Source organism: Halomicrobium sp. HArcel3 (assembly GCF_058933135.1).
The window spans coordinates 395,867-416,401 of record NZ_JBZYDN010000003.1; the positions used below are offsets into that span (position 1 = coordinate 395,867).

At 66.7% G+C, this 20,535-nt stretch carries 14 protein-coding genes; 8 read left to right on the forward strand and 6 right to left on the reverse strand.

Annotation, left to right across the window (positions count from 1 at the left end):
* Positions 1-21 precede the first annotated feature (21 nt).
* Positions 22-1,359: a Trk system potassium transporter TrkA gene (gene trkA, locus AC5FRV_RS11460; RefSeq protein ID WP_493561225.1), complete on the reverse strand. Its 1,338-nt coding sequence runs from the start codon at positions 1,357-1,359 to the stop codon at positions 22-24.
* 195 nt (positions 1,360-1,554) lie between these two features.
* On the opposite strand from trkA, the gene AC5FRV_RS11465 reads away from it, so the two are divergent.
* From AC5FRV_RS11465 to AC5FRV_RS11485, 5 genes are all read left to right on the forward strand, one after another.
* A complete protein-coding gene (locus tag AC5FRV_RS11465; protein WP_493561226.1) occupies positions 1,555-2,145 on the forward strand; it encodes a DUF2150 family protein in 591 nt (196 codons plus the stop codon).
* 836 nt (positions 2,146-2,981) lie between these two features.
* Positions 2,982-5,030 (forward strand): Ig-like domain-containing protein, encoded by a 2,049-nt coding sequence (locus AC5FRV_RS11470; protein ID WP_493561227.1) that lies wholly within the window; start codon positions 2,982-2,984, stop codon positions 5,028-5,030.
* A 131-nt stretch (positions 5,031-5,161) separates the two neighbouring features.
* Positions 5,162-6,511, forward strand: a complete 1,350-nt coding sequence (locus AC5FRV_RS11475; RefSeq protein WP_493561228.1) for a PKD domain-containing protein — start codon at positions 5,162-5,164, stop codon at positions 6,509-6,511.
* Positions 6,512-6,585: 74 nt separating this feature from the next.
* Positions 6,586-7,923 carry a hydroxymethylglutaryl-CoA synthase gene (hmgB, locus tag AC5FRV_RS11480; protein ID WP_493561229.1) on the forward strand — a complete coding sequence of 446 codons (1,338 nt, stop codon included), beginning with the start codon at positions 6,586-6,588 and terminating at the stop codon, positions 7,921-7,923.
* Between the two features lie 986 nt (positions 7,924-8,909).
* Complete coding sequence (locus tag AC5FRV_RS11485) at positions 8,910-9,689, forward strand: PHP domain-containing protein (protein ID WP_493561230.1); 780 nt, start codon at positions 8,910-8,912, stop codon at positions 9,687-9,689.
* 19 nt (positions 9,690-9,708) lie between these two features.
* On the opposite strand, the gene AC5FRV_RS11490 is transcribed toward AC5FRV_RS11485, so the two are convergent.
* From AC5FRV_RS11490 to AC5FRV_RS11500, 3 genes are all read right to left on the reverse strand, one after another.
* Complete coding sequence (locus AC5FRV_RS11490; RefSeq protein WP_493561231.1) at positions 9,709-10,416, reverse strand: helix-turn-helix domain-containing protein; 708 nt, start codon at positions 10,414-10,416, stop codon at positions 9,709-9,711.
* A gap of 51 nt (positions 10,417-10,467) precedes the next feature.
* Positions 10,468-11,061, reverse strand: coding sequence for a DUF7978 family protein (locus AC5FRV_RS11495; RefSeq protein WP_493561232.1), 594 nt, complete (start codon positions 11,059-11,061; stop codon positions 10,468-10,470).
* Between the two features lie 231 nt (positions 11,062-11,292).
* Positions 11,293-12,165: a universal stress protein gene (locus AC5FRV_RS11500; RefSeq protein WP_493561233.1), complete on the reverse strand. Its 873-nt coding sequence runs from the start codon at positions 12,163-12,165 to the stop codon at positions 11,293-11,295.
* Between the two features lie 130 nt (positions 12,166-12,295).
* On the opposite strand from AC5FRV_RS11500, the gene AC5FRV_RS11505 reads away from it, so the two are divergent.
* Genes AC5FRV_RS11505 through AC5FRV_RS11515 form a run of 3 tightly spaced genes read left to right on the forward strand, consistent with a single transcriptional unit; the run spans position 12,296 to position 14,464 of the window.
* Positions 12,296-12,526, forward strand: a complete 231-nt coding sequence (locus tag AC5FRV_RS11505) for an AbrB/MazE/SpoVT family DNA-binding domain-containing protein (RefSeq protein ID WP_493561234.1) — start codon at positions 12,296-12,298, stop codon at positions 12,524-12,526.
* Entirely contained in the window at positions 12,527-12,901 is a 375-nt protein-coding gene (locus AC5FRV_RS11510; RefSeq protein ID WP_493561235.1) for a PIN domain-containing protein, read from the forward strand.
* Positions 12,902-12,943: 42 nt separating this feature from the next.
* Complete coding sequence (locus AC5FRV_RS11515) at positions 12,944-14,464, forward strand: replication factor C large subunit (RefSeq protein WP_493561236.1); 1,521 nt, start codon at positions 12,944-12,946, stop codon at positions 14,462-14,464.
* Positions 14,465-14,746: 282 nt separating this feature from the next.
* Here AC5FRV_RS11515 and AC5FRV_RS11520 read toward each other — a convergent pair whose 3' ends face one another.
* Together AC5FRV_RS11520 and AC5FRV_RS11525 are read right to left on the reverse strand one after the other, a co-directional pair.
* Complete coding sequence (locus AC5FRV_RS11520) at positions 14,747-15,049, reverse strand: hypothetical protein (RefSeq protein ID WP_493561237.1); 303 nt, start codon at positions 15,047-15,049, stop codon at positions 14,747-14,749.
* 127 nt (positions 15,050-15,176) lie between these two features.
* The gene (locus AC5FRV_RS11525) at positions 15,177-20,426 is read right to left on the reverse strand and encodes a right-handed parallel beta-helix repeat-containing protein (protein ID WP_493561238.1); all 5,250 of its coding nucleotides are present in this window, start codon (positions 20,424-20,426) and stop codon (positions 15,177-15,179) included.
* Positions 20,427-20,535 lie beyond the last annotated feature (109 nt).

Consider the following 20,535-nt stretch of genomic DNA (forward strand, 5'->3'; position numbering starts at 1 on the left):
GCCGTCCCGGGTATCGACGGTTTACACCTTCTCGGCGACCTCGGCGACGAGGCCCTCTGCGACGAACAACACCACGTGGTCTCCCGGGACGATGACCGTCTCCCCACGTGGGATGACGTAATCACCGCCGCGAGTGATCGCGCCGATGACGACGCCGTCCGGGAGGTCCCTGGCGGAGTCCTGGATCGGTCGACCTGCCAGAATGCTCTCCTCGTCGACCTCGAACTCGAGAACTTCCGCCTGCCGCCCCTCGATGAGCGAGAGGTTCTCGATCTGGCCGGCCTGCGTGTGGCGGATTATCTCCTCGGCGGTGGTATCGCGCGGGTTGATGGCGACGTCGACGCCGACTCGCTCGAACAGGTCGGTGTAGTCGCCGTTCTCGACGATGGCGATGGACCGGTCGACACCGAGCGTCTTCGCCAGCAGCGAGACGAGCAGGTTCTTCTCGTCGCTGTCGAGGGCGGCGACCGCGACGTCGGCTCGGTCAACGTGTTCGGCGGTCAGGAACTCCGCATCGGTTGCGTCGTGCTTGATGACGGTCGTCTTCGGCAGGGCTTCGGCCAACTCCCACGCTCGTGTCTCATCGTGCTCGATGAGCCGAGGCCGAAGTCCTCGTTCTTCGAGGATCTTGGCCGTCTGGTAGCCGATGGCACTGCCACCGATGATGACGACGTCGTCCGGGTCGGGCGTTTCCGCGGGCGCGACGCTCTCCGCGAACGAGTGTACGCTGTCGGGTCGACCGATGACGATGGCCCTGTCGTCGACCTGAATAACGGTCTCTCCGTCCGGAACGATCACCTCGCCGTCACGGATCAACGCGGCAAACGTGAGCGCTTCCCACTCGTCGGCCTCTGCGACCGTCTTTTCGGCGACGGGGCTCCCTTCGCCGATGCCGAACTCTGCCATCTGGACCGCCCCGCCCGCGAACGGATCGACGTCGAGGGCGGCCGGGAGACCGATGACGCGGACGACGTCCTCCGCAGCCAGCAGGTCCGTAGACACCATGTAGTCGACGCCGAAGGCGTCGTTCGAGTGTGTCCACGTTTCGAGAAAGTCGACGTTGCGTACGCGAGCGATCGTGAACACATCGTCGTCGACCGACCTGGCCGTCGAACAGATGACGAGGTTCGTCTCGTCGTCGTCGGTAGAAGCGATCAGCATGTCTGCTTCGTCGATCCCGGCCTCTCGAAGCGTCGCGAGCGAGGCGCCGTCGCCCTCTATCGCGAGGACGTCGATCGAGTACGTGAGGTCGTCGACGACCGGCCCGTTCCTGTCGACGACGACGACGTCGTGTTCGGCAGCGAGACTGGCCGCGATGTTCGATCCGACCTGGCCGGCGCCGACGATGATGATGTGCATTGCTGGTCTCCGGAGTGATTAGTTACTGGAGATACAGGTCGAGGCCGGTAAAGCGTATGGCTTCGGAGGCCAGCCCGTCGGCGTTTCGAACGGGTGAACACCTCGCCTGCTGGGATCCGACCGCTCCAGTGTGTCAATCGATAACGAGATATCGGGGGTCGAAAGTACTATCCCCGGCGCTGTGTACGGGGAGATATGAGCACTCCGCCGGGGGAGTATTACACAGAGGAACGGTGGCAAAACTGGATAGACCGAATCGAGGAGGAGGAGGTGGATCCGGAAAACGAGGACTCGGCGCGCCTATTGCTGAATTTACAGGACGACGCCGCGATCGCGATCGCGAAGATCATCACCGACTTCGAGGACGACGTCGTCGACGAGGAGACCGCGCTCGAGGAGGTCGAGGGCGTGCGCGAGATCGTTCTGGACGAGGTCGACATCGACGACGAGGAGAAGGTGATGCTCATCGACGGCGTCCAGACCTCGCTGGTCTGCGTCTTCTACGCCGCCGAGGAGTTCGTCGTCGAAGGTCCCGCCGCCGAGGGGACCGTCGTCGAGTACGTCCAGGCCGCGGCCGACGCCGAGGCCGAGGAGGACCTCGACGCCGCGCTGGGCTACTGCGTCCAGGCCGGCACGCTCGTCATCGACGGCGCCGAACTCGACATGGAATCGATCGGCGAACTGGAGTACGGACTGGTCTCCGAGTGGGTGAACGGCCTCGACAGCCTCCAGACCGCCATGAGCGACCCGGAACTCGTCGAAGAAGACGAAGACGCCGAGGACTGAGCCGAGACGCGGTTTTTCGAGGGTAACGTGAGTGGCTGGGAAGTGTTCTTCATGTGCGCGTCGTTCGGTGTGATCCGTGTCGATTCGACTGCTGAGTAGCTGTGTGAAGTGAACGGGTGTTTTGGTGGGATAGTGCTGAAAGAAAGGAGATCGCTAACAACCAGAAAGCCCTCGGCGGGCTCCGGTCCCGGGGCTCGCTGCGCGCGCTCGTTCCTCGCGTGCTTACGTCGCCCGGGTTCCCGGAGCCCACCTCGCCCTTTCAGTCCTCCAGGCACCGCAGCCCTGCCCTTCCCCTAGTCGCGAGGGCCTCGCTTTCGCTCGGCCACTCGCTCCCGGCCGACCGCTGTGCGGTCGCGGGAGGAAGCGTGATTCGGCGCGGACGCGCCGAATCCGGGGAGGAGTGGTGGAGTCAACCGCGAGCGTCTTCATGGCGCGAGCGACGGCTGTCCCTGGTGGACTGAAAGGGCGAGGCGCGGTCGACGTAGCACGGCGACGCTAGCACCGCAGCGGAGCGAGGAGCGTGGTTCGAAAGGCGCTGCGCGCCTTTCGTCATCACGAGAGAGCTCCGCTCTCTCGAACGACAGCGAGCCGCGCGAGTCGAGCGCGCCGAGGGCTTTCGAGGTGTTGTCATTCACGGTCGCGTCGTCAACTCGCACACCCAAAATCGCGCTCTAAACACACTGTATCAACCACCGAAGACAAATCACTGGATGGTCACACGGACTACCAGAACGAGCCCGCAGAACGGCTGACCGCTCGACGGCAGTTGCGAGCCACTATCAAAAGCTGTAGTCGGGGAGGGAGACTTTTATCCGCCTTCGAAAAACCTCTCAGCGATGCGATTCCGGGACGACGAGCGTGGCCAGTCGGTGCAGATAGGCGCCGTCTTGTTGTTCGCGACGCTCATCATCGCCTTCTCGTCGTACCAGGCCTTCGTCGTCCCACAGCAGAACCAGGCCGTCGAGTTCAGTCACAACCAGCAGGTCCAGGGGGAACTGCAGGACCTGCGCAACGCCATCGTCTCGATGCCCGGCGGCGGGAGCACGACGGCGACGTCGGTGACGCTCGGCACCACGTATCCGAGTCGCGCGCTGGCACAGAATCCGGGCCCGCCCAGCGGGTCGCTGCGGACGGAGGGCACCGGCGATGGGCGGGTCGCTTTCTCCATCCGCAACGCGACGGCGACCGGTGAGACAGGCGACGTGTGGGACGGGTCGCTGCGCAGCTACGACACCGGCGTCGTCAGTTACGACCCCTCGTACAACGTCTACGACGGCGCGCCGCTGTCCGTCTACGAACACTCCGTCCTCTACAACGAGTTCCGTTCGGGGACCATCGTCACGGCGGGCCAGACCGTCGTCGACGGACGGACCATCTCGCTCGTGGCCGTCAACGGCTCGCTCGAACGGACCTCGACCGGAACGACCAGCGTCGACGTCCGGCCTGTCAGTAGCTCCGAGGAGACCGTTCTCGTCGAGGCGCCGAACGACGACTCGCCGGTGACGGTCAATCTCACCTCGCGATTGCCGGCCTCGCGCTGGCAGACCCTTCTCGACGGTGAGGCGCACGTCCGCGACGTGACTGAACCGCCCTCGGACGCTCCCGGCGAGTTCCGGACCGTCAGAATCACGCTTGACCCCGGCGTCACCTACCGGCTCCAGCTCACCAAAGTCGGCGTCGGCACGCGCGTGAGGAGCGAACCGCCCGCGTACCTGACTCGCGAGGGCGGCCCAGTCGAACCGGTGACGAAAGGGCAGTCTCGAGACGTCACCGTCGAGGTCCGCGACGCCTACAACAACCCCGTCGCCGGCGTGTCGGTCAACGCCAGCGTCGGCGGCGTTAACACGGGCTCACTCGTCCAGAACACGGTCTACACCGACGCGGACGGCCACGCGACGTTCACATACGAGACCACCGGGAGTACGAGCGCCGACACCCACCAGATCAACGCGACCACGAACGCCAGCGCGGCCCTCGACGCCCGCCCGTTCGACGGAGAGCGGCCGAAGAACGTCACCGTCGACGTCAGGGTCCAGGGCGCCGGTGGCGGTGGTGGTGGCGCCGGCGCTTACGACGTCTCGTGGACGAACCCACAGGACACGGACGGCAACGGCGGCGCTTCCCTCTCGGACTGTTCTCAGTCCGCCTGCACCTGGGACGTCGGTGCCAGCGACGACGACACGCTGGCGCTGGAGTCGGTGATCGACCCGACTTACGAGGGCGTCGACGTCGACTACGCCGTCTCCGACTCGTCGGTCGGCACCGTCTCGCCTGGTGAGGGTTCGACTGATAGTGAGGGCGCCGCAACGACGACACTCACAGCACAGGCAGACGGCACCGTCGACGTCCTGGCCTCGACCAGCGAGGGCAGCGCCGTCGTCGAAATCACGGTGGAGAACTACACTGATGGCGGCGGTGGCGGCGGCGGTGACAGCGCGAGTCAGGTGAGCCTGGTGTCCAGCAGCGGGGGCACGTTCTGGTCGGGTGGCGTGACCTTCGATATCGAAAACGGTGGCACCGCGTCGGCTACCGTGACCGCCGTCACCGTCAACTCCACGAGCGACGGATCTGCCAATCAGATCGCTGAAGGGAACGGCGGTACCTTCCAACGCGGCCAGCACGAGGTATACGTGGATGCTGATACCCCCGGTGCATACGACGCCGATGGGACGCCATACGGCAACGATCCGGGCAACTCACTCGCCATCGGGACCCGCGCGTCGATGACTGACGAGCCAACCATCGACGCCGGATCCACCGCGACCGTCGACATCTATCAGTTCCGGAACAACGGTGGAAACGCGCGATCGATGAGCGGAGAGACGGTCACAGTGACGTTTCACTTCCAGGACGGCAGCGCCGCGACGTATGATGTTGCAGCCTGAGACAGAGACACCGGTCGACCGCTCCCTCACAGCGTGGAGACTGTTCGTCGTGGCTTCTCGTTCTCAGACCTGGTAGCAGCGCCGGTAACGTGATGAGGGAAACTGATCGACTACTCGAAGAGTCGTCGACAATGCAGCCAGCCCGCGCCCAGTCGAGCACCGTCGGTATCCTCCTCCTGACTGCAGTCGTCGTCATCTCCGTCGGTGCCGGGAGCGTCCTCTATATCGGCAGTTCGGGAGTTTCAGAGACGGCTTCCCCCCTCGTCGACGCCGACGTGGAACTCACGCCGACGGACGTCGTCGTCACGCACGCAGGTGGCGACACCGTGGCGATGGCCGACCTGATAGTGGCCGTTCGAGGCGGTGGCTCCTCCAATCGGTACGCCGTCGCGCCCGGCGCCGTAGACGGAAACGGCGACGACCGATTCGAACCAGCGGAGGTGTGGCAACGGAGCCACGGACTCGCCGAACGGACCGACGTCGTCGTACTCCTCGTCGATGACTCTGCGAACGCGGTCCTGGTACGCGAGCACGCGATCGTACCGCGAGGGTCGGCGAATCGAGCGCCGTTCGCCAGCCTCTCGGTCGCGCCAGGGGCGCCGGAATCCGACGCCTCTGCCGTCTTCGACGCGAGCGCGTCCGTCGACGACGAGGGCATCGTCGAGTACCGGTGGGACTGGGACGCCGACGGCACCGTCGACGAGACCACGACAGATCCCAGGGTGACTCACGCGTTCCCGGGGAGAGACGACTACACGGTCACGCTGACCGTCGTCGACGCCGAAGGAGCGACCGACAGCGTGACCAGAACGGTGTCCGTCGGTGCCGCGGTCGAACTCGGCGACGTCGCGCTCACCGCCGCCGACGGCGACGAACTCGTCGCTCCTGGCGACGAGGTGTCCGTTACGGCCGACGTCGCCGAGGCCGGTCCGGGCGTCGACTCGGTCACGGCCGACGCAGGTGCGTTCGACGCGGGAACGGTGGCGCTGAGCGACGGTGACGACGACGGCACCTACGATGGGTCGTTCGTGGTCGGCGACTCACCGACGGAAGGCGACCAGGGCGTCGCCGTTACCGCGACGGATGGGGCTGGGAACACGGACTCGGCGACGACGAGTTCGCTTACCGTCGACGCCACAGCACCGAGCATCGAGACGTTCGACGTCTCGGACCAGAGTGAGGGGGGCTTCTATTGGATCTACTGGGAGTACGTCGAATCGTTCCGGGTCCAGTGGACCGTGACCGACGACCGACTGGTCGAGACGACGGTGTGGGTCAATCGCTCCGGGACGGTTCAGGGGTCCTATACCGGCCCATCAGGTGACGAAACGTACGAGAACGTTCGTGCGTACCAGGCCTCAGGCCGTGATCACACGATTACGATCGCTGCCACCGACGCTGCCGGGAACCGTGCCTGTCGCACCGTCACGGACACCGCCGACGGGGACGACCCACCCGAGTCGGCGTACGAATCGTGCTGACGACGCTCCCGGATTCGACACCCGTCGAAATCCCAGTCGACAGTAACTTATAGCGCCGCGGTGAGTGGCCTGGTATGACAGCAGTCGGTATCGACGCCATCGAAATCTGGACGGGCAACCTGCGACTCGACCTCGCGGAAACGTTCGCCCCGGCACAGGACGAGGACCCGGGCAAGTACACGAAGGGCCTGGGTCTCAACGCGTCGTCGTTCCCCGACGTCTACGAGGACATCGTGACGATGGGGGCCAATGCCGCCCACCGGCTCATGGAGCGCAAGGGGCTGACGCCCGACGACATCGGCCGCATCGACGTCGCCACGGAGTCGGCCTTCGACAACTCCAAGCCGGTCTCCACCTACGTCGCCGGGTGCCTCGAATCGGTGTACGACGAGGACTTCCACCACGCGAACAAGGGCGAGCGGAAATTCGCCTGCATCGCCGGCACCCAGAGCCTCGACGACGCCTACAACTGGATCCGCGCGGGCCGCCACCGCGGGAAGAAGGCTATCGTCATCGCCACCGACACGGCGCTGTACGCCCGCGACGACCCCGGCGAGGCGACCCAGGGCGCCGGTGCCGTGGCGATGCTCGTCGACGAGGATCCCAGCCTGGTCGAGCTCTCGACCGAGCAGGGCTTCGGCAGCGCCGACGAGACGGACTTCCTCAAGCCCAACCAGCAGTTCCCCTCCGTCGACGGCAAGCGCTCGATGAAGGTGTACCTCGCTCGCCTGCGTGAGGCCCTCGAAGACTACGAGAGCCAGGTCGGCGGCGTCCACCCCGAGGACTTCGAACTCATCCCCTTCCACACGCCGTTCCCCGGCATGGTCCGCAAGGCCGCTGCGCTGGGCTACCGGCACATCATCCGCGACACCGACGTCGAATTGACCGTTGCCGAGGAGATCGGCCGCCAGCCCCGCCCGGAGGAGTTCAAGACCCAGGAGCAGTACTTCGACGCCGTCACCGAGTACACCGACGCGCTCACCGAGACCGAGCGCTACCAGGCCTGGTACGCCGAGACCATCGAGCCGACCCTGGAGATCGCCCGCGAGGTCGGCAACTGGTACACCGGCTCGGTCCACGTCGCCCGCGCCGCCGGCCTCCGCCACGCCAGCCGGAACGACCGCGACCTCGACGACGCCAAACTGCTGCTCGCCTCCTACGGCTCCGGTGCCCAGGCAGAGATCCACCACGAGACCGTCGTCCCGGGCTGGGAGGACGAGATAGCCGAGCTCAACGTCGAGGAACAGCTCGCCGACCGCTACGAGATCACCTTCGAGGAGTACGAGCGGATCCACGACGCCCACAACCACGACTCCGAGACCGACGTCGAGGAACTCACCACCCCCAGCGAAGAGTTCGTCTTCGACGGCTGGGGCCGCATGGGCGAGCGGAAGTACCGGTACGTTCGATAACGGAACTCTCGGTTAGGACGTCTCTGCGGGCTTTTGAGTGGTGGATTGTGCGTGTGTAGTGAGTGGGTGATTCTCGTTTGAACTAGTGAAACGAATACCGACAGCAACACCTCGAAAGCCCTCGGCGTGCTCCGGTCCCGCGGCCCACCTGCGCTCCTCGCTGCGCTCCGGTGCCCTCAGCGGAGCTGAGGACTACGCGAGAGCGAAGCTCTCGCGGGCGCTTATCGGTCCGGGGCTCCCGGACCCCGCCTCGCCCTTTCAGTCCTCCAGGCACGGCACAGCACCGCAGCCCTGCCCTTCCCCTGGTCGCGAGAGCCTCGCGGCTCGCGTGTCGCTTCGCTCCCGCTCGCCCGTCCGGCGGCCCTCGCTGCACTCGGCCCGCCCGTCGCTCGGCTACTCGCTCCCGGCCGACCGCCGCGCGGTTGCGGAAGGACGCGTGATTCGCGCCGGGAGGGTGGCGCGTAGCGCCACCTCAACGCGAACGGCGCCAGCCGTGAGCGAGGCGCGAATCCGGGGAGGTGTGGTGGTTCCAATCGCGAGCGGCTCCGTGCGCGAGCAGCGCGGACCCTGGTGGACTGAAAGGGCGAGGCGGGCTCGACGAAGCACGGCGACGTAAGCACCGACCGGAGGGAGGCGCGCAACGAGCCGCGCGAGTCGAGCGCGCCGAGGGCTTTCGAGCTATTGCTGGCGGTCTCGTTTGCGACTCCCGAGAGCGCGCCGAGGGCTTTCTAACTGTCGTCGTCAGTTCCGGTTCCGGCTCTTGAGAGCGCGCCGGGGCTTTCGACGTGTTGTCGAGATCGACTACTCCGATTCTTCGAGCGGGTCAAACGAGTCCCCGCAAAGACTAGTCGACCACTCATACAGTCACCAACCCAATCGACCAGAGCATGACCAACGACAGCGACCAGAACGACGAGTGACCGGCCAGATATCTGCCCGTCCTGTCGACGAAATCCACTTTACCCACCGCGTCCTCCTGTCTGACCGTGAGAGACTATCACGTCCACTCGAACTACTCGGACGGGCGGTTCCTCTTCCAGATGGCCAGGGCCGCCGACGAGGCGGGGCTGGACGGCGTGGGCTTCGCCGACCACTGCACCGTCACCGAGCGCGAGGACCGCCGGGGCGAGCGGGCCGAGTACGCGTTCAACCTGGACATGACCTACGAACGCCGGCGGCGGGGGATCGAGCGGCTCTGCGACGAGTTCGACCTGGTCGTCTACGACTCGGTCGAGATGGACTACGACCCACGGGACGAGGGCGCCATCGGGTCGTTCCTCGACGAGGCCGGCTTCGACTACGCCGTCGGGAGCGTCCACGAACTCGACGGCGTCAACGTCCAGGTGCCGTCGTACTTCGCCGACCGGTCCGACGACGCGCTGGACGCGCTCGTGGACGAGTACTTCGACCGGCTGGTCTCGCTCGTCGAGTCGGAACTGTTCGACGTCGCCGCCCACCCGGACCTGATCGAGCGGACTGGACCGCTGCGCGGACGAGCCACCGAGGCCCAGTACGACAGGGTCGCCGAGGCCTTCGCCGAGTCGCGGACCGTGCCGGAGATCAACGCCGGGCGGGCACTGACGGATCTGGACCTGGTCCATCCGAGTGAGGGGCTCCTCGACGCGTTCCGGGAGTACGACGTGGGCGTGACGCTGGGGACGGACTCGCACTACCCCGACGAGATCGGATCACGGGCGGAGTTCCTGGCCGACTTCGTCGTGGAACGGGACCTCGACCCGGTCGAACCGGCCGGACTGGACAGCTAGAGACGACTCGCGACTGGTCTCAGGGCAACTCCCGCATCCCGGAGAGCATGTCGTCGATGTCGCCGTCGGCGATGGCGAGCGAGAACCCCTCGATGCGGGCGAGGTCGACGGCGTGGTCCCACAGGTCTTCCTCGTCGAGGCCGTGGAGGACGACGGCGTTGGGCGTCGGCGTCACGACCCGGAGGGCGACGAGTGGCGATTCCCCGCGGGTGACGTTGGTGAACACGAGCGCCCGGTTGGTCGACTGGCCGTAGAGCTGGTAGAACTCGTCGGAAGAGAGGCGCGTGATGACCTCGATGGAGTTGATGACCGTGTGGCCCGCGACGGTGTCCCTGTCGCCGGCGACCAGTTCGGTCGCACCGATGGCGTCGTAGTAGCGTTCGAGGGGGATGTTCGCCGAGTACTCCCGCAGGTCCTGGACGACTTCGGAGTCGAACCCCGAGGAGAGCACGCGGGCGTGCTGGTGGATGAACTCGCCGCCGCGGTCCTCGTCGATGTCGAGCAGGGCGTCGACGACCCGGCGGACGACGCCGATGCCGGGGTTGTCCCGGCGCCCGCTCTCGTAGTCGGAGACGACCGAGGGGGAGACGTCGAGGTTGCTCGCCAGTTCGGTCTGGGACACCTCGAAGTCGGTGCGCCACTTGCGGATGGTCTCGCCGGGGTCGTTCGAGAGAGCCACCTCGCCAGCCATCTTCTCTGCGAGTTCCTCGCGAGGGCCGCGCGTCATTGAACTACTGGTGTAGTTATCCGACGCGGCAAAAAGGGTATCGAACGTCGGTCACGCCGCCGCTTCGCGTCGACTCTCTCCCGATGCGAGGACCGTTCCGACGGCCGCGCCGATAGTTCCGAAGACGGCGGGGTAGACGACGCCGGCCAGACCGATCGCGGTCACGAGCGTGGGCTCACCCGTCGACCCTTCGACGCTGATGGTAAAGAGGACAGCACCGATCAGCGCGAGCGGGAGGTAGCCCGCGAGGACCGCCGGCCCGATGCGGAGCGCGTCGCCGAGTTCGGTGGCGCCGGCCATCCGCGCGGCGGCCAGTCCGGCGATCAGGAGCAGCGCCGGTGGAATCCCGTACAGGACGGTCGAGAAGGCCTCGGACTCGGCGATGAAGTTCACGGCCGACGTGCCGCCGAAGATGGGGACGTTGACGTTCAGCGTCGTCGTGGCGCCGTGGGCGTTGAAGAACACCCAGCCGACCATCTTCCAGGCCGCGCCGCCGTCGCCGAACGCCTCGGCGAGTTGCGCGATGGAGGAGTCGCGGACCGTGGAGATGGTCAGCGCGTACGTGAGGAGGTAGCCGAGTCCGAACGCGGCGACGCCACCGCCGATGCCGCCGAGCAGTCCGGTTCGCGATTCACTTGTGGGCATATCGGGTCGAACGGCGCGTGGTGTCGGTATATGTTTTGGGGGAACCTGCCGCGTGAACAGAAAGACCGACAGTGTCGGTCGTCATTCGTCTCCAGCGTTCCCCGATCACCAGTTCGTTCAGCCCCAGTTCACCTTCGGTGGCGTGTCCCCGCTGAAAATCGGTACAACCGACACTACGAGACGGTTCCGGGACGCCGGACTCACTCGACATGGTCTGTCGGCCGCGCCGCGTCAGTCGTCCGTGCCCCGGACGGTCAGCACCGGCACCGGCGCAGTCCGCACGGTGCCCTCGGTGACGCTTCCCATGAGGAACCGGTCGACGCCGCTTCGCCCGTGGGTCCCCATGACGACGAGGTCGACCGCCTCCTCGCCAGCGTACCGACCGATCGTCCGCCGTGGATTCCCGAACTCCGTCGCCCGGACGACGTCCGTGGCGCCGGCGTCTTCCGCTCGCGCGACCGCTCGGTCCAGGATCGACTCCGCCCGTTCTTCGAAGACGTCGGTCGGCATCACCGCGTAGTCGTCGCCACCGAACACCGAGGGATCGATCACCGTGAGCAGGTGGAGCGTGGCGTCCCGCTCGGCCGCGAGTGCGGCCCCTTCGTCGACGGCCCGCTTCGAGACGGCGCTGCCGTCCGTCGGCACGAGCACCGACTCCGGTGGGTACCGCCGGGGGACGTCGTCGTCGGGCCTGACGGTGAGCACCGGCCGCCCCGCCTTCCGGGCGACGCGTTCGGTGACGCTCCCGAGGAGCATCCGGTCCAGCCCTCGCCGGCCGTGGGTCGACATCACGATCAGGTCGACGTCGCGGTGGTCCGCGTACGCCAGTATCGTCCCGGAGGGGTCCCCCTGTTCGACCGTGGAGCGGACGTCCACGCCGCGGTCGGCTGCCCGGTCCTCGACGTCGGCCACGACCTCCTCGCCGTGTTGCTCCAGCGCGTCGACCACTTCGCCACCGACCCGGGTGACGCTGTTCTCGTTCGAGTTCGCGACGTAGAGAACCTCCAGGGTGGCGTCCTCGGCCGCTGCGAGGTCGAGCACGTAGTCGCGCACCGCGTTCGCGGCGTCGCTACCGTCGGTCGGGAACAGAATCCGGTCGTACATGCCCGAGTATTTTCCCCGGACCGGGAAAAACGCGGGGGGCACCAGCCTGGGGCCTCACCCGCCCTCGTTCTGATGGGTATTATTCCCCATTCGGGGAATGTTTTTACATTCGCCCACCATACTACGGAATATGTCTGATGCATCGCTGGACGACCGCGGTCGTCTCACACTTCCGAAGGAGGTACGCGAGCGATACGGTAACCGGTATCACGTCGTTCAGCTTCCCGACGGGATCAAATTAGTTCCCATCGCCGACGACCCGCTCGACGCGCTCAGAGACGAGTTTTCGGACGTCGACAGGTCGGTAGACGAACTTCGTAGAGACGGACGAGAAGCAGCCCTCGACGAGGCCGGGCGATAGATGTACGCTGAGACCGACTTTCTGCTCGCGCTGATCAAGGACGAAGACTGGCTTGGAGATGCGGCCGAGACAGTGTACCGAGAACATCGAGACGAGTTGTGGACGTCCCAGTTCTCCCTCATCGAACTGCTGATGGTCGCCTATCGAGAGGAACGGAATACGGAACGGGTCGTGGCGAACGCCGCCAACCTCGTCGACATCCGCGGTGACGTCGACACCGTCGTCGCCGCGGCGACGTACGTCGAGAACCACGGATTCACACCGTTCGACGCGCTCCACCTGGTCGAGTCGGACGGTGACACGGTCGTCTCTAGCGACGAGTCGTACGAGTCGTTCGCTCCCCGCCTGGATCTCCGAACCGTAGACGAAGAATAGCGCTCCGCAACCAATAAACGCGCCTGCCGCCTGCTCCCTGTAATGACCGACTGGACGGAGAAGTATCGTCCGAGCACCCTCGCCGAGGTCCGCGGCAACGACAAGGCCCGGGACAAACTGAAGGAGTGGGCCGACTCGTGGGAGGACCACCGCAAAGCCGTCATCGTCCACGGCGCGCCGGGCATCGGGAAGACCTCCGCCGCCCACGCGCTGGCCAACGACATGGGGTGGCCGACCATCGAACTCAACGCCAGCGACTCGCGGACGAAGGACGTCATCGAACGGGTCGCCGGCGAAGCGGCAAAGAGCGGTACGCTCACCGAGGGCGGTGCGGGCCGTCGACTCGTCGTCATGGACGAGGCGGACAACATCCACGGCAACGCCGACCGCGGCGGGTCGCGGGCCGTCACCTCGCTCGTCAAGGAGGCGGGCCAGCCGATGATCCTCATCGCCAACGAGTTCTACGACATGGGCAACGGGCTCCGCAACTCGTGCGAGGACATCGAGTTCCGCGACGTGGGGAAACGCTCCATCGTCCCCGTGCTCCGCGACATCCTCCGCCAGGAGGACGTCACCTTCGACGACGACGCGCTGACACAGATCGCCGAGATGAACGACGGCGACCTCCGGGGCGCCGTCAAGGACCTCCAGGCGCTGGCCGACGGGAAAGAGCACCTCGCCGCCGACGACGTCGTCACCAGCGAGCGCGACAAGAGCGAGGGCATCTTCGACTACCTCGACGAGGTCATCAAGACCGCCGGCGCGGAGGAGGCGCTGAAGGCCTCCTACGACGTCGACGAGACGCCCGACGACCTCATCAACTGGATCGAGGACAACATGCCCAAGGACTACGAGGGCGCTGAACTCGCGAAGGCTTACGGGTTCCTCGCGAACGCGGACCGCTGGCTCGGCCGCGTTCGCGCCACCCAGAACTACACCTTCTGGAAGTACGCGGGCGACAACATGACCGCCGGCGTCGCGGCCTCGCGCGACGGCAAGAAGAGCGGCTGGACGCGCTACGGCCCACCGAGTTACTGGTCCAAGCTCGGCCGCTCGAAGGGCACCCGCAACACGCGCGACCACATCGCCCAGCAGATCGCCGCGGTCAACGGCGTCTCGATGCGCACCGCCCGCCGCGACGTGATGCCGTTCCTCGCGACGATGACCCACCACTGCAAGAATCGGGAACTCACCGTCGCCATGGCGGCCCAGTACGACATGGAGGCCTCCCACGTCTCCTTCGTCACCGGCAGCGGGAAGGACACCAACAAGGTCCAGTCCATCGTCGAGGACGCCGAGGAACTGAAAGAAGCGCAGGCGGTCGAACACTCCGACGGCGCCTTCGAGGGCGCGATGGCCGGCCAGACCGACGCCGGTGAGGCCGGAGATGGGGACGAGACAGACGACGCCACCGGCGCCGCTGACGACGAGGACGCTGACCAGGTGACACTCGACGACGGTGCAGACGACGCCGAGGCGGCGGACGACGAGGACGACGATTCTATCGATTCACAGGACGCCGAGGATGACCAGAGCCAGTCCGGGCTCTCGGACTTTATGTGACCGGTGAGTCGCGGTTGTCGTCGATGACGCTTCAGGGACGGAGTTCAGTCGGAGTGAGATACGGCGGCGAGGTCACCGTTACCTTCGCCCGCCGACCGTCTCTTCAGTACCGTGGAAGGACGGCAGTCTCGGTCGGCGTCGAAGTCCCAGGCGTTCACGGTTCCGTCGAGCGGCTGTGACGGCCACGTCACAGGAATGGAGTACTGGCCAGCGTCGCACATTCAGGGGCCATCATGGTGCCCGTCCAGCGAGCGGGGATTCGGTCTCCACGTCCGAGTCGCCTCATCCCTCCGCGACCGGATCCGTTTCCCAGCCGATCCGCCAGCCGCGATAGAGGGCGTAGACGCTCGCCAGAGCGGCCAGGAGTGAGAGAGCGTCGACGACGTGGTTGACCGTCGTTCCCGACGCTATCGGGCCACCGATCGAGAGTCCGTTGAGCATTGCCGAAACGCCGGCGAGCAAGAGGCCCGCGCTGAACATCGCCCGTCCGGTGGAGACCGCGTCTCGCCGGTACCGGATGCCGACGATGAGAGCCACGAGGACGGTCAGTAGAAGCGCGAGCGCTGCACCGATGACTGGGGCCATAGCTCCGTTATCGCCGCACGGCCGGAAAGGAATTTCCGATCCACAGGAGGTCTCGCGTGGTTTCGCGCTGTTGCGTCCCTGTATCGCTCGGCGTGACCACGTTTCGATGTGTCCGGAGCGGGCTGTCTCAGCTTTCGTCCCCCGTGGCGGTAGTCGGCGTCGTGGACGGTGTCGTCGGTTCCTCGGTCGACGTCTCCGTCTCCTCCGGCGTCGGCGTCGGCGTGTCCTCAGGGGTCGGCGTCTCGGTCGCTTCTGGCGTCGCAGTTTCCGTCGGCGTCGGGCTGTCCGTCTCGGTCGCCGTTTCCGTCTCCGTCGGCGTTTCGGTCTCCGCGGGCGGTTCGAGCAGGCCCGGGACGTCGGCGGCGGTCGGCCCGGCCGACGAGACGTTCAGCAGGTCGAAGTTCGAGAGGTTCAGCGTCCAGGTGACCGACTCCGCCGTGGACACGGGCGTCCACTCGACGACGACGAAGTTCGGGCCGGCGTCGAGCACTGCGGGCGGTTCGCCGGCGACGTCACCGCTGGTGAACTGACTCTCGGCCGGTTCCATCGGCGCGTCGTTGGGGTTCTCGTAGCTGAAGTTGACCAGCGCCGTCTCGTTGTCGACGACCTCGACTTGCTCACTGGCGAGGGTCGGCAGTTCGGGACGGACGTCCTCGCGGCACTGCTGGGCGTTCGGCTGTGCGACCGAGAGGTCCTCCTGGCCGGTCGGACTCGCCGAGGTGTTCACGTTCGCGACGAAGCTCCGGTTCTCGTCGCCGAACGCGCCGGGGTCCGAAAGCTGGATCATCAGCGTGCCATCCCCGGTCACCGTCGTCTCGTTCTGCTCGCCGACGGTGACGACCGTCTGGCCGTCGACCGGTCGATCGGTCGGCACGTCAGTGGGCGTCCAGGTGTACTCGCTCGTCGCGTTCCCGTCCTCGGCGTAGTAGCCGAGCGTGACGCCGAGTCGGTCGTAGCTTCCGTCGACCTGTGCAGTGGTGCAGTTCAGGTACTCCACGCCGGGTTCGGCCTCGGCTTCGACCGTGAGCGTCCCCGTCGCGTTGTCCGCTGGCGTGAACACGCCGTGTTCGTACTCGCCGGGTGCGAGGCCGCTCGTGTCGACATCCTCGAAGGTGACGTTCGACGAGTTACCGGCGTCGAGTTCGAGTTCCTGATCGTCGACGACCGTCCCGTTGATCCGGAGTTCAACGGGCTGGGTGGCGGACTCGCCGCCGACGTTTTCGACCGTCGCGGAGACGTCGATCGGTTCGCCCTGGCTGACGTTCGCTTCGGCGGGGGCCAGGTCAGAGACGGAGAACGAGGCCGGTGCCTCCTCGGACTGTGCCAGGACGTACACTCCGTCCGCTGTCAGGGTGGTCTCGACGCTTCCGTTGGCGTCGCCGGCGTCGAACGTCTCCACCTGGGTCCACTCACTCCCGTCGTGGCGCCACAGTTCGACCTCGGCGTCGGGGTCCGCACCCTGGTACGCCAGCGTCGCGTCGGTGCTGTTCTCGAGTTCGGTGACGTTGAGCCCGTCCTGAATCGTCGTCGCGTTCTCGGGGAGCGACGGGAGTTCGTCGCTATCGACTACGTCGAGCGTCACGGCCTCCTCGTCGAACGCCAGCGAGCCGACGGGGGCCAGTCGCAGGTCGGTGGCCGTGAACGGTCCGGGCTCGAAGCCGGTGTCACGCGGGTTGAGTTCGGCGTCGGTGTGGTTCCGGACGGTGACGTTGTCGAGCGTCTGGGTACTGATGAAGTTCGAGCTGATCCCGGCGCCGTCGTTGTCCGCGACCAGCGAGTCGCGCACGACGTTCTCGGCGCTGTCCGAGAAGTGGATCCCGGTCTCGCCGTTGTCGGCGACGACGAATCCGGAGAGCGTGTTGCCCGACGCGCCGACGCCGACGAAGACGCCCTCCAGCCCGTTCCCGCTCGCGTTCACCTGGCTGAACTCGCTATCCTGGACCAGATCCCAGAGGTGGAGCCCGTACCCGTCGTTGGCGGAGGCGTCGATCCGCTCGAACGTCACGTTCTCCGTCTCCCAGAGGCGGATCCCGGCACCGTTCCGGGTGGACGAGACGTTCTCGAACTCTGTCCCGCTGGCGCTGACGAGGAACGCACCGTTGCCGTCGTTCTCGGTTATCGTGACGTTCTCCAGTCGGGCCTGTGCCGGCACGTCGTCGCTGAAGTTGCCGATTTCGACACCGTTGTTCCAGTTCCGGACTTCGAGGTTCCGGACCGTGACGTTCTCGACGTCGTTCCCGTCGGGATCGTACGTCTGGATCCCGGTGTTGTTCTCCCCGCCGTCGCCGGCGAGGGTGCTGCCGTTCCCGTCTATCACCACGTCGCTGGCTTCGATCCTGAGACAGACGCCGTCGGTGTCGCCCTCGACGTCGCCCGCCAGTTCGTACTGGCCGGCCTCGTCGACGACGGTACAGGAGTCGATGGTTCGCTCACCGTCCTCGGGTTGTTCCGCACCCTCGACGGTGATCACGTGTTCCGTCTCGCCGTTCACCGGGACGGTCGTGCCGTCGTCGGCCACCGCGGTCAGCGTGTAGTTTCCGGGCTCGAACGCCGCCGTGACGTTCGACTCGGGACCGACGTCGACAGTCCGGTTCGCCGCGTCGCTCGCGTTCGCGTCCGTCGCGTTTGCGGTGACCGTCACGGCCACGTCGTTCGGGTTGTCGACGGTGACGTTCTCACCTTCGACTGTGACGTTCAGGCTGTCGACGTCCTCGTCGGGTTCCGCGACCTGTACGTCCAGGGCCGACTCGTTCTCGAGGAGCACCTCGCGCTCGTCGTCGCTCTCACCCGTCAGCGTGTAGTTTCCGGGCTCGAACTGCTCGGTGACGTTCGCACCGGCGCTGACGTTCAGGGTTCGCTCGCCGTCTGACTCGTTCGTCGCGGTGACCGTGACGTTGGTCCCGCTCGGATTCTCGACGGAGACGTTCTGCCCGCTCACCGAGACGTTTAGATCGATGGGTTCGTCCGGTTCTGGCAGTGGTGCTTCTGAGACGTTCACCGTCAACTCCGCCTGGCCGTCAAGGGTCACGGTGCGGTTGTCGGCGGCCGAACCAGTGAGTTCGTAGGTTCCGGGATCGAACGCTTCCGTGACGTTCTCGCCGCCGGGCACGTCGACGGTCTGCTCCGAATCGTTCTCGTCGGTCGCCGTGACCGTCACGATCGTCTGGCTCGGGTTGTCGAACGAGATGTTGCCACTACTGACGGTGACGTTCACGTCGACGGGTTCAGGAGGTTCCGGGGGCGTGTCGGGGGGGTCCGCGGACTCGATACTGAACTCGAAGGCGTCCTGATCGTTTATCTGGACGGCCGTGCCATCGGTGGTCTCCGCCGTCGCCGTGTAGTTCCCGGGGCCGAACGCTCGGGTCAGGTCCCAGTCGGCGGGCACCTGGAACGACGTCTCCTCGTCGCCGGTGACCTCGACGGTGACGCGCTCGTCGTTCGGGTTCACGACCGAAAGGCTCCCGTTCTCGACGCTCGCGGTCAGGGACTGCAGCGCGTCCCCGACGGAGACGGTCAGTTCCGCCCGGCCCGCGAGTTCCACGTCCTGGCCGTCGGCGGTCTCGGCGGTGAGGGTGTAGGTTCCCCGGTCGCGCTGGAGGTTCGTCGACTCGCCGGGTGCCAGCGTCACCGTCTCCACGTCGCCGTCGTCGCTCGTTATCGTCACCGTCACGGCGACGTCGTTGGGGTTCGCGAGGAAGATGGTCTCGCCCTCCGCCGAGGCGAAGAGGCTCCGGAGCTGCTCGTCGCCGTCGGCCGCGCCGTCCTGCCCGTCGTCGGGGTCCTGCGCCGATCCCTTCGCGTAGTTGTATATCGTCACGTCCACGTCGACGTTCAGCTGCGCGGCGGTCCCCGCGGTGTCGGAGGCAGCCCGCCGGGTGACGATCTGCGTCTGCTCGACGGTGACTTCCTGGCGCTGGGTCAGCGCGAGCGACCCTTCGGAGGCCCCGCGGGCGGCCGACTGGATCTGGACGACGTTGGCCGTCTGGTGTTGCGACAGCGCTCCGCCGGCGGCGCTCTCGCTGATGATCTGGATCTGGACGATGTTGATCTCCTGGATCTGGATGACTGTGCCCTGGCCGGCGCCCGCCGCGGCGGCCTGGATCTGTTCGACGTTCACGACCTGGCTCTGGGCGGCCGAGCTGGCGGCGCCCTTCGCGGCGCCGGTTGCGGCGTACTGTATCTGGGTGATACTGACTGACTGGGACTGGACGAGCACGCCCTTCGCCGCGCCGGTCGCCGCGTGCTGGATCTGGGTGACGCTCGCCGTCTGTGACTGGCTGATGGCACCCTTCGCCGCGCCGTATGCGGCCGACTGGATCTGGCTGACCGACACCGACTGGCTCTGTTCGAGCGTGCCCTTGCAGGCCCCGCGTGCGGCGGCCTGCACCTGCTCGACGGTGACTGCCTGTTGCTGGGTGACCGATAGCGCACCCTCGGCGGCGCCCATCGCAGCCACCTGGATCTGCTTGACCGACGCGGTCTGGCGCTGCTCGACCGCGACGGACTGGTTCTGGCTGAGCGCGCCCTCGGCGGCGCCGACCGCCGCGGACTGGCGCTGCTCGACGGAGACGTTCTGCGTCTGGGTCAGCGCGCCGAAGGCCGCGCCCTGGGCCGCTTCACGGATGGCGCCCGGGTGAGCTTTCTCCCGCGACTCGTTCTCGTCGCGCTTGCCCGCCTCGTGGGCCGCGCCCGCCGCCGCGCCCTGGGCGACGACCTGGACCTGTTCTATCGTCGCGTTCTGCCGCTGGGCGACGGCGCCGTGGCTCGCGCCGAACGCGGCGTGCTGGAGCTGGGTCGCGCTCGCGTTCTGGTACTGGGAGAGCGCGCCGCCGGCCCCGCCGGCCGTCGCGTTCTGGACCTGCTCGGCGCTGACGTTCTGGCTCTGGAGGAAAGCCCCGGTGACCGCGCCGTAGGAGGCGTTCTGGACCTGTTCGACCGAGGCGTTCTGGTGCTGGGCCACCGCGTCGACGGTCCCGTTGACCGCCGCCGCGCGCTGGGTCTGGTTCACCGAGACGCCTTGCCGCTGGAGCGCCGCGACGGCCTCGTCGACGCCCTCCTCCGCGGCCTCGCGTTTCTCCCCGTCGACCGTCCCGTTAGCTTCTGTCTGGCCGACCTGCGCCGGAGGGGTGGTCCACTGCTCGTCCGTCGGGGGGCCGTCCGTTGGCGGACCGTCCGTCTGCTGGGCGGGCCCGTCCCCGACGTTCGCCGGCGGTGCGTCGGCGACACTTTCCACGGGTGCTGCCCCCACTCCCCCGATCGCCATCGGGGCCGAGACGCTGAGGACCATCACCAGCGTCACGGCGACGACTGGCCACCTGCGTGCGACCCGGTGGGCGCGTGTTCGCGGCTCTGTCGCTCCGTCGTCGTGCGATTCCATGCCACGAGACTACCGACAAGACGCGCATAAACCGCGCCTATCGTTTCCCACAGTTGGATCCGATTGCCAGCGGTAACGTCGGGCAAACCGCGGCACTCTCCCCGTTCAA